Source organism: Tropicimonas sp. (assembly GCF_047971885.1).
GTDB lineage: Bacteria > Pseudomonadota > Alphaproteobacteria > Rhodobacterales > Rhodobacteraceae > Tropicimonas.
The window spans coordinates 1-20,374 of sequence record NZ_JBKEAE010000029.1 but is presented as its reverse complement, the minus strand read 5'-3'; the positions used below and the strand labels follow the sequence as shown (position 1 = coordinate 20,374).

Here is a 20,374-nt window from a genome sequence, read left to right as displayed (position 1 = left end):
GCCGCGCCCTGCTTGACGCCCTCGGAACCACCCCCTAGGTTGCCGCAGATTTGACCCTCAGGAGTCGCCCGATGCCGCAGCCCGCGCCAACTGCCTGTCTTGCCCTTGCCGATGGAACGCTGTTCTACGGGCACGGGTTCGGTGCCACCGGTCAGACGGTTGCGGAGCTTTGCTTCAACACGGCGATGACCGGGTATCAGGAGATCATGACCGATCCGTCCTATGCGGGTCAGGTGGTGACCTTCACCTTCCCCCATGTCGGAAACGTCGGCGTCAACCCCGAGGATGACGAGGCCAACGATCCCGTCGCGGCGGGCATGGTGGTGAAATGGGACCCGACCGAGCCCTCCAGCTGGCGCGCGGCCGGTCCGCTCAAGGCATGGCTGGAACGCCGCGGCCGGATCGGGATCGGCGGTGTCGATACGCGGCGGCTGACCCGCGCAATCCGCCGGCAGGGGGCGCCGCATGTCGCCCTTGCCCACAATCCCGAAGGAAAGTTCGATATCGCGGCGCTGGTAGCGGCGGCGCGTGGCTTTCGCGGGCTCGAGGGGCTCGATCTTGCGCGCGAGGTGACCTGCGCCCAGTCCTATCGCTGGGACGAGACCCGCTGGGCCTGGCCCGAGGGGTTCGGGCAGCACACGGCGCCGGGGCACAAGGTTGTCGCGGTCGATTACGGCGCCAAGCGGAATATCCTGCGCTGTCTGGCCTCGGCCGGCTGCGATGTCGTCGTCCTGCCGGCGACGGCAACGACCGAGGAGGTGCTGGCCCACGATCCCGAGGGGCTGTTTCTGTCGAACGGGCCGGGCGATCCGGCCGCGACCGGAGAATATGCGGTGCCGATGATCCGCGAAGTGCTCGACACCACCGGATTGCCGGTGTTCGGGATCTGCCTCGGCCATCAGATGCTGGCACTGGCGCTTGGCGCCAGCACAATCAAGATGAACCATGGCCACCACGGCGCCAACCATCCGGTCAAGGATCTCGAAACCGGCAAGGTCGAGATAACGTCGATGAACCACGGTTTCACCGTCGACAGCCAGACCCTGCCCCAGGGCGTGATCGAGACCCATGTATCGCTGTTCGACGGCTCCAATTGCGGCATCCGCATGGCCGCCCGGCCGGTGTTTTCGGTGCAGTACCACCCCGAGGCCAGCCCCGGCCCGCAGGACAGCTACTACCTGTTCAAGCGGTTCACCGCCGCGATGCAGGCGCGGCGTCAGGCCGCCTGAAACCGGATTGCCTGCTGCGTCGGGTTAAACCCCTGTTAACAGGACGTGCCCGAATATTCCGATAGTTTTCGGAAATTTGAAGGCTTGTCATGAGTGCAGCGTCGCATCGCGTCATCCCGCTCCATCCCCGGCACAGTGAAACGGGCGGTCAGGCGGGGAATGCCGCGCCGGGCCCCCGTGTGGTCGCCGGCAACGCGGCGCCCCGGCCCCTGCTGGGGGAAAGCCTGCTTGCGCGGCGCGTTCTGGCGCCGGACGACCTGAATCGGGCACTTGCCATCCAGTCCCGCCAGGAAGCGCGGCTCGGCGACATCCTGATTGCCAACGGCATGGTGGCCGAGGCTGATCTGCTCGATTGTCTTGCCCGGCAATGGGGAACCGAGGTGGTCGATCTGGCGGCGACGCCACCCGACGCGCGGCTGGTCGATACATTCGGCGCCGAGCGGTGCCTGCGCGACGGGGTCGTTCCGTGGCGCCGCATCGGCAGCACCGTGATCGTTGCCACGACCCGGCCGGAGAAATTCGAAAACCACCGTGCCGGGCTCGAAGAATCGCTCGGCACCGTCACCATGGCGCTGACGACCGAGGCGGCAATGCACACCGCACTGATCCGGATCCGCAAACCCGGCCTTGCCGTACAGGCCGAGGAACAGGTGCCGCTGGACATGTCCTGCCGCGGCTGGGATGCGCGGGCCTGGTCGTCCCGTTGCCTGACCGCTTTCGGTCTGACCGCCACTCTGTCGATGATCTTTCCGATCGCGGTATTTTCTGCGCTGGCGCTCTGGGCGGTGCTTACCCTCGCCGCGAGCCTGGCTGTCAAGATCGCTGCGCTTGCCATTGCGGTCCGGCAGGCGGCGCGGTCTTCCGGTCCGGGGGGCGTGAACGAAAATGCCCCGCCGACCATCGCCCGGCTGCCGACGGTATCGGTCATGGTTCCGCTCTTTGCCGAGGAAGAAATCGCTGACAGGCTGGTCCGGCGCCTGTCGCGGCTCGACTATCCGCGCGAGCTTACCGATGTGCTGCTGGTGGTCGAGGAGGAGGACCAGCAGACCGCCGCCGCGCTGGCCCGCACGCGGCTTCCGCACTGGATGCGCGTCGTCACGGTGCCGCGCGGCGGCGTCAAGACCAAGCCACGGGCGCTCAATTACGCGCTGAATTTCTGCCGCGGACAGATCGTCGGCGTCTGGGATGCCGAAGATGCGCCCGACCCGGACCAGTTGCACAAGGTGGTCGCGCGCTTCCACCAGCGCGGCCCCGATGTCGCCTGCCTGCAAGGCAGGCTGGATTATTATAACGCGCGCACCAACTGGCTCAGCCGGTGCTTCACCATCGAATACGCAAGCTGGTTCGGAGTGGTCCTGCCCGGCCTGCAACGGATGGGCTTTGCCCTTCCGCTCGGCGGTACGACACTGTTCTTCCGCCGCGTGGTGCTGGAGCAGATCGGTGGCTGGGATGCCCACAACGTGACCGAGGATGCCGATCTCGGCATGCGGCTGGCGCGCCTGGGCTATCGCACCGAAATGATCGAAACCGTCACCCGGGAGGAGGCCAACTGCCGCATCCTGCCCTGGATCCGGCAGCGTTCGCGCTGGCTCAAGGGCTACGCGATGACATGGGCAGTGCATTCGCGGGCGCCGGGGCGGTTGCTGCGCGATCTGGGCGCGTGGAAGTTTCTCGGGTTTCAGCTCCTCTTTCTCGGCACATTGTCGCAATTCCTGCTGGCGCCGGTGCTGTGGTCGTTCTGGCTGCTGGCGCTGGGGCTGCCGCATCCGCTGGCGGGCCTGCTGCCCGGCAGCCTGCATGTTGCGCTGGTCGCGCTTTTCGTCACCTCGGAGGTGGTCAACATCGCCGCCGGCGCCTTTGCGGTACGCGACGCGCAGCGCCGTTTCCTGATTCCATGGGCGATCACGCAGCACTTCTATTTCCCGCTCGCGGCGCTCGCCTCGTACAAGGCGTTCTACGAAATTCTCACCCGGCCGTTCTACTGGGACAAGACCCGGCATGGCATCCATGACGAACCGGCCGCGCCGGAGGCTGTGTCGGCCGGGGTCTGACCCGTGCTCAGGGGGCGATCGGCAGCTTGCTGTCGCTGGTAAGGCGCTGGACGAAAGCGCCCGAAATATGCGCTTTCAGCGCATCATAGGCCGCCTGCTCGTCGCGTTTTCCGATGGCGGCCACGATGGTCTCGTGCTCGTTCAGCGCGATCTCCCCCCGGCCTTCGGCGGCAAGCGACGTTGTGGCCATCAGAGCCATCGACCGGTATACAAGATCGAGTTGCTGAACCAGATAGCGGTTGTGCGAGGCAAGGTGGATCTGGCGGTGGAACCGGCGATTTGCCTGCGCCAGCGCCGAGGGATCGCCCAGCAGCCTGCGGTCGGCACCGATCATCGTCCTGAGCACCTGCACCTCCTCGGCGGCCGCATGGCGCGCCGCCAGCCGCGCCGCCAGCCCCTCGAGTTCGGTCCGCACGACGTAGAGTTCGGCAAGCTGATTGTGATCGAGCGAGGCGACAATCAGGCTCCGCCCGTCGCGCGCCAGCAGCGACTGGGTTTCAAGCCGTTGCAGCGCCTCGCGAATCGGCGTGCGCGATACACCGAATCTCTCGGCCAGTTCCGATTCGACCAGCCGGTCGCCGGGCTTGTAAATCCCCACGTCGATGGCGCCGAGGATCATGTCATAGGCGTCCTTGTGGACCGGCTTGTCGCTCGACATGTATAACTTTCCGTCCTGAGGAACCGGCACGCTAACCCAGACGGAATCGAATGCAAAGACCGCTCGCGCGCGGTCTTCTGCCTCGGGGTGCTTGCGTGGCACCCGCCGCGCCCCTAGGGTCCCGCCATGGTTGCCGATCACTTCTCCCATGTGCGGTCCTGGGTCTTCGACCTCGACAACACTCTTTACCCGCCCGAGGTCCGCCTGTTCGATCAGATCGAGGTGCGGATGACCGACTGGGTGATGCACGCGCTCGGCGTCTCGCGTACCGAGGCCGACCGCCTGCGCGACCTTTACTGGCGGCGTTACGGTACAACCCTTGCCGGGCTGATGGCCGAGCATGCCATCGACCCCGCCCCCTACCTGGCCGAGGTGCACGATATCGACTTCTCATATCTCGCGCCCGATCCCGTGCTGGCCGGGCACATCGCCGCCCTGCCCGGCCGGCGGATCATCTTCACCAACGCGTCGCGCCCCTATGCCGAAAAGGTCGTTGCGGCGCGCGGGCTCGACGGGCTTTTCGACGCGATTTACGGGGTCGAACACGCGGGGTTCCGCCCCAAACCCGAACGCGCCGCCTTCGAGGCCGTCTTTGCCGCCGACGGTCTGCGACCCGACCGCGCCGCCATCTTCGAGGACGAACCGCGCAACCTGGCGATACCGCACGAGATGGGCATGCGCACCGTCCATGTCGCCGCCACAGCCACGCCGGCCGCCCATATCCAGTATCATACCGACGATCTCGCCGGATTTCTGGCACGGGTCGGCGCAGGCTGACCGGGTGGAAAATTTCGCCAATTCGCCGTGGCGCCCTCGTAGCACATGGCGACATCGGCTATTCTGGCACCAGACGACTACCGGAGGAATTCCATGACCGATACCGACACCCACCGCGCCATCGCCAGCGACGACAAACCCCACAGCGGCGATCGCGGCTGGAAGGGCATGCAGCGCAGCGAAGGCGAAGGCGCGTTCTTCGCCATTGTCACCGTCGTCCTTCTGATCGCGATCCTCGCCGGTCTGGCCCTGGGCCTGCCGGCGATCGGGATCATCTTCGTCCTGCTGAGCTTCGTCGCGCTGGCCGCGCTGGTGCTGATCAGCGTCGGGCAATAGCCGCCGGTCGCCCCGCCCTGCCTGCGGGGCTTCCGAAACCCAAGCTGCCGGAGGAATGCACATGGCACGCACGCGCACCGAAATCCTGATCGCCGGCGGCGGTATCGCCGGACTGACCGCGGCACTGACCTTCGGGCGCGCCGGGTTCCGGACAGTTCTGGTTTCGCCCGAGCCGCCGGTGACCGAAGGGGCGGCGGACCGGTCCGATCTGCGTTCGACCGCATTCCTGCGACTGGCGATTTCCCTGTTCGAGCGGATCGGGCTCTGGGACGATCTGGCCACCACGGCGACGCCGCTCAACATGTTGCGCGTGGTCGATACCGTCGGATGGCCGCCGGCGATCCGCGACAGCCGGGAGTTCGACGCCGCCGATCTGGGCCAGCAGAGCTTCGGCTGGAACCTGATGAACTGGCGCGTGTTGCAGGGCCTGATCCGGGTGCTGGGCGGGATGGAGAATGTCGAGCTGCGCTTCGGCACCCGGTTTTCCGCCATGGTCGCGCGCGATAACGAGGTCATCGTGCGCCTGTCCGATGGCGACTCGGTCGTCGCCAAGCTGCTGATCGGGGCGGACGGACGCGGTTCCGCCGTGCGCGAGGCGGCGGGAATCGGTGTCAGGACAACGCATTACGGCCAGAAGACGCTGGCCTTCGTGGTTTCGCACCCAAAGTCCCACAACAACGTTTCGACCGAGATCTATAACGAAGGCGGCCCTTTCACGCTGGTTCCCCTGCCCGATGTCGATGGCCACCCGGCCTCGGCCGTGGTGTGGATGAACCCCGGATCGCACGCGCAGGAGCTTGCCACCATGCCGGCGGTGGAGTTCGAGGCGCGGATGTCCGAACGTTCGTGCTACATGCTCGGGCCGCTTCACCTGCGCTCCGAGCGCCGGCTGTGGCCGATCATCAGCCAGCGGGCCGAACGACTGAGCGCACGGCGCGTGGCAATCATGGCCGAAGCCGCGCATGTCATCCCGCCGATTGGCGCGCAGGGGCTGAACACCTCGCTCAACGATCTGATCCTGCTGCGTGACGAGGCGCTGAAGGCGGGGCGCGACGGTCTGGGCGGGGCGGCGATGCTCGCCGCCTATGACCGCTGCCGTTCGACCGACATCCGCCGGCGCGTCGCCGCGATCGACCTGTTCAACAGGGTCACACGCTCGCCCGATCCGCGAATGCAGATGCTGCGACTGACCGGCATGAAGACCATTCACGACATTGCGGGCCTGCGCCGTGCGGTGATGCGCGCCGGCATGGGAGCGGCGGGCGTCAGTTCCTGATCCGTCGCTACAACACCCTGTCCAGCACCTCCCGGAGCCGCGCCAGCGTGCCGGGTACGTCGTACAGTTTGTCGAGCCCGAAAAGCCCGATACGGAAGGTACGGAAATCGGCGGGCTCGTCGCATTGCAGCGGTACGCCGGCCGCAATCTGAACGCCTTCGGCGGCGAATTTCGATCCGTTCTGGATATCGGGATCGTCGGTGTAGCTGACTACCACGCCCGGCGCACCGAAGCCCTCGGCCGCGACCGGGTGAATGCCGCGCTCCGCCAGCATCGCCCGCACGCCGTTGCCGAGCGCCCATTGCGCCTCGCGCAGGCGTTCGAAACCGTGGGCGCGGGTTTCGCGCATCGTATCGCGGAAGGTCCGCAACGAATCCGTCGGCATCGTCGCGTGATAGGCATGCCCGCCGGCCTCGTAGGCCGCCATGATCGCGCGCCATTTCTTCAGGTCGAGCGCGAAGCTGGAGCTTTGCGTTTCCTCCATGCGCGTCAGCGCCCGCTTGTTCAGCATCACCAGCCCGGCCGAAGGTGTGGAGGACCACCCCTTTTGCGGCGCCGAGATCAGCACATCGACACCGGTCGCCCGCATGTCGACCCAGGCGGCCCCCGAAGCGATGGAGTCGAGCACCATCAGCGCCCCGACCTCATGCGCCGCGGCAGCCAGCGCAGTTATGTAATCGTCGGGCAGGATCAGGCCGGCGGCGGTCTCGACATGCGGGGCGAAAACCACATCCGGGCGGGTTTGGCGGATCGTCGCCGTCGCCTCGTCGATGGGAACCGGCGCGAAGGGTGCGCGTGGCGCATTGCCCGTGGGGCGGGCCTTGAGCACGGTCGTTTCGGCAGCAAAACGGCCGGCATCGAAGATCTGGCTCCAGCGGAACGAAAAGAACCCGTTTCGGATGATCAGCGCATGGGCGCCGGTACCGAACTGGCGCGCCACCGCCTCCATGCCGCAGGTGCCGCCGCCGGGAACGATCGCCACCGCGTCGGCCTTGTAGACCTCGCGCAGCATCTCGGAGATGTCGCGCATCACCCGCTGATAGATCGCCGACATATGGTTCAGCGACCGGTCGGTGAAGACGACCGAATATTCCAGAAGCCCGTCTGGATCCACGGTATCGAGCAAAGCGGTCATGGCACTCCTCCCTGTCTGCTTTGCTAGCGCGCTCCACACCGCCGCGCAATCTCCCTGCCGAAGCTCAAAGCGGCCCGGGTAGGCGTTCCTCGCTCAGCATCACGTTCGCCTCGACGTTCCCCGCCCCCGGCAGCGTCATGATACGCCGGCGCAGCACCCGTTCGAAATCGGCCAGATCGCGGGCAACCACCCGCAGGCGATAATCGTACAGGCCCAGAACGTGTTCGATGGTCTGCACCTCGGGGATGGCCCGTGCGGCGCGTTCGAATTCGTCAAGGTTCGCCCCGCCCTTGCGGGCCAGCCTGATACCGAGGAATACCGTGACCCCGAAGCCGAGCGCCTCGCGATCCAGCACCAGCCGCCTGCCCGCGAGGATACCCGTGTCGTGCAGCCGGCGAATCCGCCGCCAGATTGCCGGTTGCGACAATCCCAGCCGCCGCCCCAGTGCACCGGTGCTGACGGTTGCGTCCTCGCGCAGCGCGCGCAGAATCCGGCGGTCGATATCGTCGATCCCGGTCATAGCGGCAGCGTCTCGTCATCCTTGATCGCGGCAACGTGAACCAGCGCTTCGATATCCGCGATATGCGGCAGGGTCAGGATGCGGCTGCGGTAGAGTGTCTGATAATGCGCCATATCGCGGGCGATAATGCCGAGTCTGATATCGACCTGCCCAAGAAATGTCTGTATCTCAAGTACTTCAGGTATCTTTCTGGCTTCCCGGATAAAGATGTCGAAGACATTGCTTTGGGCCTTGTCGAGGGTAATGCGCAGGCTCACCAGCACCTCGTAACCCAGTCTGCGCCAGTCGATTATCGCCTCCTGTCCAATAACGATCCGGCGGTCGCGCAGGCGGGCAAGCCGGCGCGAGCAGACGGCGGGTGTCGTGCCGGCCGCCTCCGCAAGATCGCCGACCGGGATTCCCGGTTCATGCTGGAGGTTGCGCAGGATGCGCCGATCAAGATCATCAAGCATTAAATCTCTCGAATTGGTCGATTGGATGAATTGATGAATTGGGATTTAGTTTATATATCGCAAAAACGAAACCCGTATTCGCCCGATATCCCTATCCTGCGCGCATCAACACCTCCCGGACGAAGGACAAGAACATGCGCGTCTATTATGATCGCGATTGCGACATCAACCTGATCAAGGATAAGAAGGTCGCCATCCTTGGCTATGGCAGCCAGGGCCACGCCCACGCGCTGAACCTGCGCGACAGCGGGGCGAAAAACGTGGCCGTAGCGCTGCGCGAGGGATCGCCTTCCGCGAAGAAGGCCGAGGGCGAGGGCCTGAAGGTGATGGGGATCGCCGAGGCCGCCGCCTGGTGCGACCTGCTGATGTTCACCATGCCGGACGAGCTTCAGGCCGAGACCTGGAACAAATACGTCAAGGACAACATCCGCGAAGGCGCCGCGATCGCCTTTGCCCACGGCCTGAATGTGCATTTCGGCCTGATCGAGGCGCCGGCGGGTGTCGACGTGATCATGATGGCGCCCAAGGGTCCGGGCCACACGGTGCGCGGCGAATACACCAAGGGCGGCGGCGTGCCCTGCCTCGTCGCGGTGCATAACGACGCATCGGGCAAGGCGCTGGAGCTTGGCCTGTCCTATTGCTCGGCCATCGGCGGCGGGCGTTCGGGCATCATCGAGACCACCTTCAAGGAGGAATGCGAGACCGATCTGTTCGGCGAGCAGGCGGTTCTGTGCGGCGGGCTGGTCGAACTGATCCGCTGCGGCTTCGAGACGCTGGTCGAGGCCGGCTATGCCCCCGAAATGGCCTATTTCGAGTGCCTGCACGAGGTGAAGCTGATCGTGGACCTGATCTACGAGGGCGGCATCGCCAACATGAACTACTCGATCTCCAACACCGCGGAATACGGCGAATACGTCTCCGGCCCGCGCGTGCTGCCCTATGCGGAGACCAAGGCGCGCATGAAGGCGGTGCTGGACGACATCCAGCAGGGCCGTTTCGTGCGCGACTGGATGACCGAATGCTCGGTGGGCCAGCCCTCCTTCAAGGCGATCCGCCGCAACAACGACGCCCACCAGATCGAGGCCGTGGGCGAGAAGCTGCGCGGCATGATGCCGTGGATCACCGCCGGCAAGATGGTGGACAAGTCCCGCAACTGACTGCAGATGAAATTGAGCGGAGTCCGCCACCGGCGGGCTCCGGCTGCCGCGCCCTCGCGGGCAGGTTGCGCGCATTTCAGCGCATGACGGTGTGTCAATGCGCGACAACCCGCCGTCGGACGCTCGCCTGACGGGTGAGCAGCCTGATCGTGTTGTGTCTTTTCGGACCATCGCTAAGCATTGCGGCAACGCAGCAAGGCCGATCTCCGATGGACTGGCTCGAAAGAACGATGCGAAAGCGCCCCGGTGGCGCCGCAGGTCCGCAGGCTCTGCCCGTGGATGGGATTTCCGACAGGTTGCAGGCGCAACTCCGCGCCCAGCAGATACAGGCGGTCGAGCAACTCGGCCGGCCGATGATGCTGGCCAATCTTGCCGTCACAACGGCGCTTGTCCTGATGCTCTGGCTGACCGGCCAGCTTGGAGCGCCGGTCGCCGCCTGGGCGGCCGCCTCGGCGCTGGTCTCGGTGCTGGAGCTTCGGCGGGTAGTTCGGCGCGAACGTTGCGGGCAGCGCACCGAAGCGTCGAAAAGGTCGGTCGGCAGGCATGTGAAAAGCGCGACGGTCTTCGGCCTGTTGTGGGCCGTTGCCGCCACCGCAATCCTGCCCAATGTCAGCGGCACGGCACAGGCCTTCATGGCAGCGGCTGTTACCGGAATGATCGGTGGCGGCGCGATCGCACTGCTGCCGATGCCGGCGGCGGCCGCTTCATTCGTTGCGCTTGTCTGCGGCGGTGCGCTTCTTGGCCTTGCCATTGCCGGCGACCTGCTGGTGGTGGGCGGCACGATCATCGCCGCCGCTTTCATCTATTTCTTCAGCAAGGCCGTTCGCCGCCACTCCAGCATCTTCGTTGCCGAATTTGTCAGCCGTCTGGAACTGGAAGAGCAGAACCGGCTGATCCGCACATTGCTCGACGAGGCGCGCATCGAAGCGGCAGGCGAACGTCAGCGCGCAGAATTCCAGCTTTCGCAAACCCGGAAGATGGAAGCCATCGGGCAGCTTACGGCGGGCATTGCGCATGATTTCAACAATCTGCTGACCACCATTCAGGGCAATGCCGAACTGATCGGCCTGCTTGGCAGGCCCGAACCCGAGCAACTGGATGCCATCCTCGCCGCCTGCCGGCGCGGCAGCGATACCATCCAGCGGCTTCTGGCCGTCACCCACAAGCAGCGCCTTTCGCCGCGTATGGTAACGCCGGGCGAACTGATCGCCGGGCTTCAGCCGTTGATGGAGGGGGCGCTCGGCCAGTCGATCCAGCTCAACATCCGGTTTGGCGAGGGGCTCTGGCAACTCGAGGTCGATTCGGGACGACTGGAATCCTCGATCCTGAACCTGGCGATCAACGCCCGCGATGCAATGCCCGAAGGCGGAACGCTGACGATCGCGTGCCGCAACCTGCCCGAAGGGCATTCGCGGCTGTCGTCGCTTGCCCTGATGAACGGTGACTTCGTCGAGATTTCGGTGCGCGATACCGGTCGCGGCATGAACGCCGAGGTGCAGCGGCGCGCGCTCGACCTGTTTTTCACCACCAACCGGTTTGGCGAAAGCAGCGGGCTCGGCCTGCCGATGGTGGCATCGTTCGTCCGTCAGTCGGGGGGCGAGATCCATCTGGAAAGCACGCCGGGCAAGGGCACGCTGGTATCGCTATACCTGCCGCGTGCGACCGGGCAGGCGGATGGCGATACGGCGCGCGTTTCCACCGAAACGCCGCTCGGCGACTATCAGGTTGTGCTTCTGGTCGAGGATGATGCGGCCGGGCGCGAAACGCTGGAAAAGGTCACCGAAAGCCTGAACTACCGGGTCGTTTGCTGCGCGGATCCGGCCGAGGCGATACGAATTCTGGATATGGCGCAGCATGTCGACATCGTGCTGTCCAACCTTCTTTTCCACGACGGATCGAGCGGGTTCGCGCTCGCAAGGGAGATCCATGCACGGCTGCCCAAGGTGCCGGTGGTGTTCATGTCGAAATCCGTCGAACCGGACGGCGACGACAGCCATGTGCCGGTGCTCGGCAAGCCGTTTTCGCGCGATCGCGTGGCGCGCTTCCTGCGCGACGGGCTGCTTGGAACCGCCGCCGCATAGGTTGCCCGGCGGCATGGCAAGTGTGGTACAGGCGGCGGCGAAATCCGGTGGGAGGATGGGCCGCCCGGCGGCCGCGTGTTAATCTGGGCCACACTTCGCCCGGGGTAGCGCCAACCGTCTTGAGGAGGTTTTCATGTCACGACTGTTCCGTTCGCTTGCGGCAGCCCTGCTGATCGGCACTCCCGCCACCGCGCAGGAAAGCTCCAACGCCGCGCTGGCGCAGCAGCTTGCAAACCCGGTGGCAAATCTGTCCACCCTGCCCTTCCAGTTCAATTCCGATCATGGCTTTCCTGGCGGGACCGGCGAGCGGGCTTTCATGCTTCTTCAGCCGGTCATTCCCTTTTCGGTCGGTGAAAACTGGAACCTGATCACCCGCACGATCGTACCGGTCTACAATCAGGACATTTCCGACGAAAAAGGCCGGCAGATCGGTTTCGGCCCGACCACGCAGACCTTTTTCTTCTCGCCCAGGTCCTTCTCTGGCGACGGCCTGATCTGGGGGGCGGGCCCGGTGCTGCTGCTGCCTACGGTTTCGGACGATATCGCGAACCGCCAGTGGGGGGCTGGAATTTCGGGCGTGCTGGTCAAGCAGACCCAGCAGGGCTTCACCATGGGGCTTCTGGCCAATCAGATCTGGTCGATCAGCGACGAGGACGAATACGGCGAGCTTTCGCAGATGTATCTGCAACCCTTCCTCGGCTACCGCACCCCCGGCGCCTATGTCTTCGCCATCAACACGGAAAGCACCTATGACTGGATCAACGAGGAATGGTCGGTTCCGATCAACCTGATGGCAGGCAAGGTGTTCTCGATCGGCAATCAGAGCATGCAGTTCCGCGCCGGCGCGCGCTATTGGGCGGATGCCCCGGAATACGGGCCCGAGGGCTGGGGCGCGCGGGCCGAACTGACCTTCATCTTCCCCAGGAAGTAAACTCGCGCGGCCGCCGCGCCGCGCAAGCCCCGCGGTCAGACCGCAGCTTCGACCGCCTCGACGACCGAATCGACCACCCGTTCCAGCAGGGCGGCATCTTCGCTTTCCGCCATGACGCGGATCAGCGGTTCGGTACCGGATTTGCGGATCAGCAGCCGGCCATTCCCGGTCAGCCGGGTTTCGGCATCGGCGATGGCGGCGCGTACCGTGTCGGTCTCCAGCGGGGTCGCTCCGGCATCGAAGCGCACATTCTTCAACAGTTGCGGCACGGTCTGAAAGCTCTGCGAAAGCGCCGAGGCGGGTTCACCCGTCTCGGCCATCGCGGCCAGAAACTGCAACGCGGCGATCAGCCCGTCACCTGTGGTGGCATAGTCGGTCATGACAATATGGCCGGATTGCTCGCCCCCGAGGTTCCAGCCGCCCTCGCGCATGCGCTCGACCACGTAGCGGTCGCCCACCGGCGCGCGTTCCAGCCGCAGGCCCCGGCCGGCAAGAAACCGTTCGAGCCCGAGGTTCGACATCACCGAGGCCACAAGCGTGCCCCCCCTGAGGCGCCCCTCGTCAGCCCAGCGGGCGGCCATCAGCGCCATGATCTGATCGCCATCGGCCACATTGCCGGCCTCGTCGATGATCATCACCCGGTCGGCATCGCCATCGAGACAAATCCCCACATCCGCGCCATGTGCCACAACGGCAGCGGCCGCCGTGCTGACGTCGGTCGAGCCGCAATTGCGATTGATGTTGAGCCCGTCCGGCGAAACGCCGATCTCGACCAGATCGGCCCCCAGTTCCCACAGGACCTCGGGGGCGGTCTTGTAGGCCGCGCCATTGGCGCAGTCGATCACCACCTTGAGCCCGTTCAGGCGCAGGTTGTCCGGGAAGCTCGCCTTGGCGCGTTCGACATAGCGAAACCGGCCGTCGTCGATGCGCCGCGCGCGGCCGATATTCTCGGCCATGGCAAGCTCGACACCGTTCATCGCCAGTGCCTCGATCTCGGCCTCGGCCTCGTCGTTCAGCTTGAATCCGTCGGGACCGAAGAACTTGATGCCGTTGTCGTAATGCGGGTTGTGGCTGGCCGAGATCATGATCCCGACGTCAGCACGCATCGACGTGGTCAGATATCCCACCGCCGGGGTCGGAACCGGCCCCAGCAGCAGCACGTTCATCCCGGTCGAGGTAAGGCCGGCGGTCAGCGCGGTCTCGAACATGTAGCCCGAAAGCCGCGTATCCTTGCCGATCACCACGCGGTGCACGTTGCTGCCGTCCTTGCGGAAATACCGCCCCGCCGCCGCGCCAAGCTTCAGCGCCATCTCGGCGATCATCGGATAGCTATTGGCGCGTCCGCGCACGCCATCGGTGCCGAACAGGGTTCTGCTCATATTGTCTCCCCGGGTGCCTTGCCCGTCGTTGCCGCCAGATACAGCTTCAATGCCTGTGCCGTCTCGGACGTATCGTGAATACGCAATATCTGCACACCTTGCGCCATCGCGGCAAGGGCCACCGCAATGGAGCCAGGCCCGCGCGAGCGGGGTTCCGCCGCACCGCCGATGCCGCCGATGAAGCGCTTGCGCGACACCCCCAGCAGGATGGCGCAGCCAAGCGTGTGAAACAGTGAAACGCGCGCCAGAAGCGCAAGATTGTGCGCCACCGTCTTGCCGAACCCGATCCCCGGATCGACAACGATGCGGGCACGCGGAATGCCGCAGGATTCGGCCAGCGCGATACGTTGCTCAAGAAAATCGAAGACATCGAGCAGAACATCGTCATAGCGCGGATCGTCCTGCATCGTCGCCGGCGTTGCGATGGAATGCATGATGCAGACCGGAGCGCCGGTTGCGGCGACCAGCGGCGCAAGATCAGGATCGTACCCCAACCCGGATACGTCGTTGACGATGGTGGCGCCGGCATCAAACGCGGCCCGCGCGACCGCCGCCTTGCGGGTGTCGATGGATACGGGAACCGGAACCCCTGCCCGGCTCAGCGCCGCGATCACCGGCGCGGTGCGGGCGATTTCCGCGGGCGCGGGCACATCGGCGGCACCGGGGCGGGTGGATTCGCCGCCGATATCGAGGATATCCACATCTTCCACCATGCGAAGCGCCGCGGCGACCGCCGCATCCGGGCCATCGAAGACGCCACCGTCCGAAAAGCTGTCGGGCGTCACGTTGAGGATGCCCATCAACCGCGGCCGGCCGAGCGAAACGCCGGTGATCGCGGCACGCGGTTCGGTCATCCGGGCCAGAATTTCGGCAGGCACCGTGTCGGCCGGCACGACACGCGGCAGTTGCCCGCGGCTCAGCACCTCGACCCTTTCGAAACGCAGCCGGGTTCCGGCAAGCGACAGCCCGGCGCGCCCGAGCGCAACGTCGGATTCGGGGATCGGGCGATAATACGTGGCGGGCATCGGCGGGCTCATGACGGTTCCGCCGATGTGCTACAATTCCAGCCGGTCGGCAAGCGAAAGACACGCCCCGCCCGGTACCCTGGCGCCCAGGCCAAGCAACCGCCCCGCCCCGATCTGGCCGGCAAACCATGCGGTCAGCGCGGCGGCATCGCGCGGGCCGGTGTCGGGGCTTTCCACCGCGTCGAGCACAAGTTTCGATGGCGCCCAGACGACGATCCGGCCGGTGTGGATCGCATGCGTTATCTCGGTCCGGCTGGAAACGACGATGCAGCGCCGGTCGCGCGCCGCCAGCACCCAGGCGTTCTGCTCCAGCGCAAGCAGATCGACCCGCCGCTGCGGCATTGCCGCCCCGGCCTCGGGCGCGCGTGTGTCGGGCAGACCAACGGTCAGCACGACCGGCAATGCCAGCGCCTCGATCTGGTCGAGCCAGCCGGGAAGCCGGGGGTCGGCGATGGCCGCGTTCGACAGGAAGACCACCAGCGGCGGGGCAAAATCCTCTCCCCCCATGCCGCCGGCGGGCGTTCCGTTGCGGCTGCGTTCGATCTCGACCCCCAGAACGAAGGGGCCACGATCCAGCTTTTCGATACGCACCGTCACCTTCAGCGCACGCGGCTCGCCCAGCAGGCGGGCGGCGATACGCTCGGCAAGTGTTTCGAGCAGGCTCAGCCGTTCGTCGGCCAGCGCCAGATCCACCGCCTCGACCAGCGTGTCATAGCTCAGGATACGGTCCACATCGTCGTCGATGGCGGTGGCGGCGCGGCGCACCTCGACCACGATCTCGAAGCGCAGTCGCTGCACGACGCCGCGCTCTTCCTGAAAGGCCCCGATCTCGACCTGCCGCACATGGTCGCACAGGAAAATCCGGTTCCCTTCGGTATTTCCGGGCTGGGTTTCAACAGATCTCATGGCGCCGTTCCTGACAGGTCCCGAGGCGCTTGCCACGTGCCCGGGCGACGTGCAAGCGCTCAATCGCGACCGAATCCGCAGCGCCAGCCAATCGGGTTGCGGCAGCCGGGGGGGGGAAGTCAGGATCGCGGCCGGCGATAAAACAGATGATCGCCGATCGAGGTCGTCTGGGCCAGCCTGTCGGCCCACGACGGTACAACCGCGCGGGTGTGGTAATGCGTGGCGCCGTTGGTCAGGGCGCGCGGGGCGCCCGACAGCATCAGCATCGCAACCTTGCCCACCCGCCGGAAGGCCGAAGGTTCGGCGATGGTTTCGGGGTTGCCGTCGCAGGTGAAACTGAACTGGCACTGATATTTCCTGCCGGTTCCCTGATTGACCACCCCGCAGACGGTATCGGGGAACCGCTTGCTCGCGACACGGTTCATGATGACTTCGGCGACCGCGAACTGCCCCTTGATGCTTTCGCCACGGGCCTCGAAATACAGCGCCTCGGCCAGGCACTGCCATTCCTCGCCACCGGTCGAATAGGGTTGACGGTCGAGCCAGGCACGCTCGTAGCGGACATTCGATGCGGTTTTCAGATCGGCCGGGCGGGGTTTTGCGCGCACGCTGCCGGCGAGGCCAAATCCATCATCCAGGGACTCGGACGCCCCGAACGCCGCAACGCCGTCATCCGGCCGGGCCGTTCCGATCTCCGTCATCGGATTGGTCGAGGTCGAAAGCCAGGCCTCGGCCGAAACCGGGCCGGCCATCGCAAACACGACAAGACACAACAGAACTACGGGACGCGGCAGCGTCATGGATTCACCCACCCAGAGACACGCTTGGACGCGCGCCAGCCGGGATCGGCGTTAACGCAACGTTCATATTTGTGTAAACGCGGGGCACCTCAGGGCGTTTTGGTGCGTTGCCCGAATCCCTCACCGATTGAGCGGATTTCTGCCTGAATTCAATGCGGTTACGCGTACTTTCGCCTATTCGCGCGCCGGACGGGGGGATCGCAGCGCCAGATGAGCCGCCGCGAGCCGCGCGACCGGCACCCGGAACGGCGAGCACGAGACATAGCTGAACCCGGCATCGCGGCAGAACGCGATGGTATCGGGATCGCCGCCATGCTCGCCGCAGACCGAAAGAACGATATCGGGGCGCGCCTCGCGCCCACGTTCGGCGCCGATCAGCAGCAACTCTCCCACCCCCTCCTTGTCGAGCGTGTGGAACGGGTCTTCGTGAAACACGCCGTTGCTGACATAGGTACCCATGAACCGGCCCGCGTCGTCGCGCGACAGGCCATAGGTCATCTGAGTCAGGTCGTTTGTTCCAAAGCTGAGGAACGCCGCGTGATCGGCGATCTCGCCCGCCCTGAGCGCGGCGCGTGGCGTTTCGACCATCACCCCCAGCCGGTAGTCGAAGGCGCGGCCGGTCTCGACCTTGACCGCTGCCGCCACCGCGTCGATCCGGGTCTTGACCAGTTCGACCTCGCGCTTGGCCGAAACCAGCGGAATCATGATTTCGGGAACCACAGCGGCACCGGCCTGCCGGCTGGCCTCGACCGTTGCCTCGAAGATCGCGCGCACCTGCATGTCGTAGATGCCCGGAACGGTCACCCCCAGCCGAACCCCCCGCATGCCGAGCATCGGGTTGAACTCCGACAGCGCCTCGACGCGCCGGACGACATCGCTGAGCGGCAGGTCGAGCGATTCCGCCAGCGCCATCATCCCCTCGCGGTCATGCGGCAGGAATTCGTGCAGCGGCGGGTCGAACAGCCGGATGCAGACCGGCAGGCCGGCCATGATGCGGAACAGTTCGACAAAATCCTCGCGCTGCATGGGAAGCAACTGCTCCAGCGCGCCCGAACGGTCGGATTCGTTGTCGGCGAAGATCATTTCGCGCATCACGGTCAGGCGCTGCTGCTCGAAGAACATGTGCTCGGTCCGGCAGAGCCCGATCCCTTCGGCATCGAAGGTATGCGCCATCCGCGCGTCGGCAGGGGTGTCGGCGTTGGCGCGTATGCCGATATCGCAGGCCACATCGGCCCAGTCCATCAGGGTGCGGAAATGCGTATCGAGCGACGGTTGCAGCATCTCGATCTCGCCCGCCATCGCAACCCCGGCAGTGCCATCGACGGTAACGATGTCGCCCTCGACAAAGACCCGCCCGTCGGCGGTGGTCAGGGTTTTCTTGCGCTGCGAGATGCGCAGGCCCGAGGCGCCGACGATGCAGGGCAGCCCCAGCCCGCGCGCGATCACCGCCGCGTGGCTGGTCATGCCGCCGCGTTCGGTGATCACCGCCTGGGCCGCGTGCATGCCACGGATATCCTCGGGCGTCGTTTCGCGGCGAACGAGGATGCAGGGCAACTCGTGGCTGGCCGATGTCTGGGCGGCGTGGGACGAGAACACCAGACGCCCCGTCGCCCCGCCGGGCGAGGCGGCGATACCGCGCAGGATCACGTCGCGCGGCGCGCCCGGATCGACCTGGGTGTGCAGAAGTTCGGTCAGCGACATCGGTTCGACCCGAAGCAGCGCCTCCTCGGGTGTGATGATCCCCTCGCCCGCCAGCGCCACGGCGACGCGCACATCGGCCCGCGCTCCGCGCGCCACCCTGACCGCATCCAGCACCATCAGCTTGCCGCCGGTCACGGCGAATTTCACCTCCATCTCCTCGCGCAGGTTGCGCCGGCAGGTTTCGAGGACCGAGATCAGTTCGGCATAGACCTCGGGCGCCTCCTCCTGCATCGAGGCGCCGCGCGGATCGCTGCTGAGATGAAGCGGTTCGCGTTGCAGCCCGTTGCCGTCGAAACGCTTGCGGTGATAGTGTCCGGTGATCTGCCGCGCGCCGGTCTTGGCGTCGATCATCCGGATCACGCCCGAGCCGCTTTCGCCGGCACCGATCCCCTGCGCCATGGCCTGCACGACCAGCCCCAGCCCGGCATCGACCGGCGCACCCCGCGCCTGCCGCAGCAGCCGCGCACTGACCCCTTCCCACGCCCGCGCCATCGAGCGCAGCACCTCGGCAAGCTGGACCGCCGGGTCCTGCGGAAAGGGCTCGTCGGCCTCGAACTCGAAGGCGTCCATGGCGGCGCGCAGCGGGTCGGTGGCCTCGATCGCCTCCTCGAACGGCTCCGGGTCGAGCCGGGCGACCTCGCTGGCATAGGTCTGGATGAATTTCAGGTACAGCCCGTCGGCGGCCTCGCGCCCGATGCTTCTGGCCAGCTGGTCACGGCGGACATCGTTCATGCCGATGTTCAGGATCGCCCCCGGCCCGCCCCAGTCGGCATCGCCGCTCGACGGGCGGACCGAAACCAGCGGCTCGGGACCAAAGGCCGAAAGCAGCCCGGGTGTGTCGGCCATCCGCCCCTCGGCAACGCGGTGCACGGCGGCAAAGGACAACGCCACCGAGCGCGGCACCGGCAGGTTCAGCCGGACCAGTCGTTGCAGGCATTTGGCACGCCCCCCGTGGGTCGCTTCCGAGATTGCGGCATCGGGCGTGATCAGCGTGAATTCCTTGGTCGCATCGGGCGTCAGCACGCGGAATCTCCTATGGGCCTGGCACGGTCGCAGGATAGCGAAGGCGCACCATACGACAACCGTCACCTTGCGCCACGGCGATTACGCCGCAGCGCAGCATCGGCCGCTCAACCCTCGATCCGGGTCAGATCGGCAACCGCAAGGCAGGTCTGGCGGATACGGTGCAGCAGATTGAGCCGGTTGCGGCGGATGATCCGGTTGTCGGTATTGACCTGAACGGTATCGAAAAACGCGTCGATCGGGGCGCGCAGCGCGGCCATCGCCGCCATGGCGGTGGCAAAATCCTCCTCCGCCAGCGCCACCGCGATCGTTCCCTGCGCCGCGTCGAGCGCATCGAACAATGCGCGTTCCGCATCGGTCTCGGCGAACTTCCGGTCGGGGCCGAATTCGTAAGCCACCCCATCCGCCGCCTCGGCCTGGGTCAGGATATTGTTGGCCCGCTTGAAGCCCTGCAACAGGTTCCCGCCATCGTCGGTTTTCAGGAAATCCGACAGCGCCCGCGCCCGCCTGACCAGCAGCACCAGATCGTCATTGCCCGGCATCGCCAGACAGGCATCGATCACATCGTGCCGGATGCCCTCGTCGCGCAGGTGAACCTTGAGGCGGTCGTGGAAGAAGGAAAGGAGGTTGTCCGCCTGCTCCCCGTTCAGGCCAAAGGCAACGGCACTATCGGAGCGTGACAGAACCGCGCCGAGCCGGAAACGGATATCATTCACCACCAGCAACCGGATCACGCCCAGAGCCGCTCGCCGAAGCGCAAACGGGTCCCTGGAACCGGTCGGCTTCTCGTCGATGGCCCAAAAGCCGGTGAGGGTATCGAGCTTGTCGGCCAGCGCCACGGCGACGGAGACCGGCGCGGTCGGTACGTCGTCCGAAGGGCCGAGCGGCGAGTAATGCTCCTGCGCTGCCGCGGCGACCTCGGGCGGAAAACCCGCCG

Annotated in this window: 18 protein-coding genes; 8 read left to right on the top strand and 10 right to left on the bottom strand. The window is 65.9% G+C overall.

Annotated elements, in window-relative coordinates; all coding sequences use genetic code 11:
• Positions 1-71: 71 nt before the first annotated feature.
• Together carA and ACK5IR_RS03970 are read left to right on the top strand one after the other, a co-directional pair.
• Entirely contained in the window at positions 72-1,229 is a 1,158-nt protein-coding gene (gene carA / locus ACK5IR_RS03975) for a glutamine-hydrolyzing carbamoyl-phosphate synthase small subunit (RefSeq protein ID WP_416926150.1), read from the top strand.
• A gap of 89 nt (positions 1,230-1,318) precedes the next feature.
• Complete coding sequence (locus ACK5IR_RS03970; protein WP_416926148.1) at positions 1,319-3,280, top strand: glycosyltransferase; 1,962 nt, start codon at positions 1,319-1,321, stop codon at positions 3,278-3,280.
• A gap of 7 nt (positions 3,281-3,287) precedes the next feature.
• Here ACK5IR_RS03970 and ACK5IR_RS03965 read toward each other — a convergent pair whose 3' ends face one another.
• On the bottom strand, positions 3,288-3,938 hold the full coding sequence (locus ACK5IR_RS03965; protein WP_416926146.1) for a GntR family transcriptional regulator: 651 nt from the start codon (positions 3,936-3,938) through the stop codon (positions 3,288-3,290).
• Positions 3,939-4,064: 126 nt separating this feature from the next.
• Here ACK5IR_RS03965 and ACK5IR_RS03960 point away from each other — a divergent pair, with 126 nt between their 5' ends.
• From ACK5IR_RS03960 to ACK5IR_RS03950, 3 genes are all read left to right on the top strand, one after another.
• Complete coding sequence (locus ACK5IR_RS03960) at positions 4,065-4,715, top strand: pyrimidine 5'-nucleotidase (protein WP_416926144.1); 651 nt, start codon at positions 4,065-4,067, stop codon at positions 4,713-4,715.
• A gap of 93 nt (positions 4,716-4,808) precedes the next feature.
• Complete coding sequence (locus ACK5IR_RS03955; protein ID WP_416926142.1) at positions 4,809-5,051, top strand: hypothetical protein; 243 nt, start codon at positions 4,809-4,811, stop codon at positions 5,049-5,051.
• 61 nt (positions 5,052-5,112) lie between these two features.
• On the top strand, positions 5,113-6,327 hold the full coding sequence (locus ACK5IR_RS03950) for an FAD-dependent monooxygenase (RefSeq protein ID WP_416926140.1): 1,215 nt from the start codon (positions 5,113-5,115) through the stop codon (positions 6,325-6,327).
• Positions 6,328-6,334: 7 nt separating this feature from the next.
• Here the strand turns inward: ACK5IR_RS03950 and ACK5IR_RS03945 are convergent, their stop codons facing one another.
• From ACK5IR_RS03945 to ACK5IR_RS03935, 3 genes are all read right to left on the bottom strand, one after another.
• Positions 6,335-7,462 (bottom strand): aminotransferase class V-fold PLP-dependent enzyme, encoded by a 1,128-nt coding sequence (locus ACK5IR_RS03945; RefSeq protein ID WP_416926138.1) that lies wholly within the window; start codon positions 7,460-7,462, stop codon positions 6,335-6,337.
• Between the two features lie 64 nt (positions 7,463-7,526).
• Complete coding sequence (locus tag ACK5IR_RS03940; protein WP_416926136.1) at positions 7,527-7,982, bottom strand: Lrp/AsnC family transcriptional regulator; 456 nt, start codon at positions 7,980-7,982, stop codon at positions 7,527-7,529.
• The gene (locus ACK5IR_RS03935; protein WP_416926134.1) at positions 7,979-8,434 is read right to left on the bottom strand and encodes an Lrp/AsnC family transcriptional regulator; all 456 of its coding nucleotides are present in this window, start codon (positions 8,432-8,434) and stop codon (positions 7,979-7,981) included. Before ACK5IR_RS03935 ends, ACK5IR_RS03940 begins: the two co-directional genes overlap by 4 nt.
• Positions 8,435-8,568: 134 nt before the next feature.
• On the opposite strand from ACK5IR_RS03935, the gene ilvC reads away from it, so the two are divergent.
• From ilvC to ACK5IR_RS03920, 3 genes are all read left to right on the top strand, one after another.
• The gene (ilvC, locus tag ACK5IR_RS03930; protein ID WP_416926132.1) at positions 8,569-9,591 is read left to right on the top strand and encodes a ketol-acid reductoisomerase; all 1,023 of its coding nucleotides are present in this window, start codon (positions 8,569-8,571) and stop codon (positions 9,589-9,591) included.
• A gap of 275 nt (positions 9,592-9,866) precedes the next feature.
• Positions 9,867-11,672, top strand: coding sequence for an ATP-binding protein (locus ACK5IR_RS03925; RefSeq protein WP_416926130.1), 1,806 nt, complete (start codon positions 9,867-9,869; stop codon positions 11,670-11,672).
• Between the two features lie 133 nt (positions 11,673-11,805).
• Positions 11,806-12,603 carry a transporter gene (locus ACK5IR_RS03920; RefSeq protein ID WP_416926128.1) on the top strand — a complete coding sequence of 266 codons (798 nt, stop codon included), beginning with the start codon at positions 11,806-11,808 and terminating at the stop codon, positions 12,601-12,603.
• Between the two features lie 35 nt (positions 12,604-12,638).
• On the opposite strand, the gene glmM is transcribed toward ACK5IR_RS03920, so the two are convergent.
• The 6 genes from glmM to ACK5IR_RS03890 all read right to left on the bottom strand — a co-directional run.
• Positions 12,639-13,982 carry a phosphoglucosamine mutase gene (glmM, locus tag ACK5IR_RS03915; protein WP_416926126.1) on the bottom strand — a complete coding sequence of 448 codons (1,344 nt, stop codon included), beginning with the start codon at positions 13,980-13,982 and terminating at the stop codon, positions 12,639-12,641.
• Positions 13,979-15,019 carry a dihydropteroate synthase gene (gene folP / locus ACK5IR_RS03910; RefSeq protein WP_416926124.1) on the bottom strand — a complete coding sequence of 347 codons (1,041 nt, stop codon included), beginning with the start codon at positions 15,017-15,019 and terminating at the stop codon, positions 13,979-13,981. The genes glmM and folP overlap by 4 nt, the downstream gene beginning before the upstream one ends.
• An 18-nt stretch (positions 15,020-15,037) precedes the next feature.
• Positions 15,038-15,913 carry a dihydroneopterin aldolase gene (locus ACK5IR_RS03905; protein ID WP_416926122.1) on the bottom strand — a complete coding sequence of 292 codons (876 nt, stop codon included), beginning with the start codon at positions 15,911-15,913 and terminating at the stop codon, positions 15,038-15,040.
• A 119-nt stretch (positions 15,914-16,032) separates the two neighbouring features.
• Positions 16,033-16,713: a cell wall hydrolase gene (locus ACK5IR_RS03900; RefSeq protein WP_416926120.1), complete on the bottom strand. Its 681-nt coding sequence runs from the start codon at positions 16,711-16,713 to the stop codon at positions 16,033-16,035.
• Between the two features lie 174 nt (positions 16,714-16,887).
• Positions 16,888-19,437: a putative PEP-binding protein gene (locus ACK5IR_RS03895; RefSeq protein ID WP_416926118.1), complete on the bottom strand. Its 2,550-nt coding sequence runs from the start codon at positions 19,435-19,437 to the stop codon at positions 16,888-16,890.
• A 107-nt stretch (positions 19,438-19,544) separates the two neighbouring features.
• Positions 19,545-20,374: glycine--tRNA ligase subunit beta (locus ACK5IR_RS03890; protein WP_416926116.1), on the bottom strand; the 830-nt coding region annotated here is incomplete at its 5' end.

Excerpts from the sequence above, each read along its gene's own strand:
- carA (WP_416926150.1), top strand. The coding sequence starts at position 72 with ATGCCGCAGCCCGCGCCAACTGCCTGTCTTGCCCTTGCCGATGGAACG.
- ACK5IR_RS03970 (WP_416926148.1), top strand. The coding sequence starts at position 1,319 with ATGAGTGCAGCGTCGCATCGCGTCATCCCGCTCCATCCCCGGCACAGT.
- ACK5IR_RS03965 (WP_416926146.1), bottom strand. The coding sequence starts at position 3,938 with ATGTCGAGCGACAAGCCGGTCCACAAGGACGCCTATGACATGATCCTC.
- ACK5IR_RS03960 (WP_416926144.1), top strand. The coding sequence starts at position 4,065 with ATGGTTGCCGATCACTTCTCCCATGTGCGGTCCTGGGTCTTCGACCTC.
- ACK5IR_RS03955 (WP_416926142.1), top strand. The coding sequence starts at position 4,809 with ATGACCGATACCGACACCCACCGCGCCATCGCCAGCGACGACAAACCC.
- ACK5IR_RS03950 (WP_416926140.1), top strand. The coding sequence starts at position 5,113 with ATGGCACGCACGCGCACCGAAATCCTGATCGCCGGCGGCGGTATCGCC.
- ACK5IR_RS03945 (WP_416926138.1), bottom strand. The coding sequence starts at position 7,462 with ATGACCGCTTTGCTCGATACCGTGGATCCAGACGGGCTTCTGGAATAT.
- ACK5IR_RS03940 (WP_416926136.1), bottom strand. The coding sequence starts at position 7,982 with ATGACCGGGATCGACGATATCGACCGCCGGATTCTGCGCGCGCTGCGC.
- ACK5IR_RS03935 (WP_416926134.1), bottom strand. The coding sequence starts at position 8,434 with ATGCTTGATGATCTTGATCGGCGCATCCTGCGCAACCTCCAGCATGAA.
- ilvC (WP_416926132.1), top strand. The coding sequence starts at position 8,569 with ATGCGCGTCTATTATGATCGCGATTGCGACATCAACCTGATCAAGGAT.
- ACK5IR_RS03920 (WP_416926128.1), top strand. The coding sequence starts at position 11,806 with ATGTCACGACTGTTCCGTTCGCTTGCGGCAGCCCTGCTGATCGGCACT.
- glmM (WP_416926126.1), bottom strand. The coding sequence starts at position 13,982 with ATGAGCAGAACCCTGTTCGGCACCGATGGCGTGCGCGGACGCGCCAAT.
- folP (WP_416926124.1), bottom strand. The coding sequence starts at position 15,019 with ATGAGCCCGCCGATGCCCGCCACGTATTATCGCCCGATCCCCGAATCC.
- ACK5IR_RS03905 (WP_416926122.1), bottom strand. The coding sequence starts at position 15,913 with ATGAGATCTGTTGAAACCCAGCCCGGAAATACCGAAGGGAACCGGATT.
- ACK5IR_RS03900 (WP_416926120.1), bottom strand. The coding sequence starts at position 16,713 with ATGACGCTGCCGCGTCCCGTAGTTCTGTTGTGTCTTGTCGTGTTTGCG.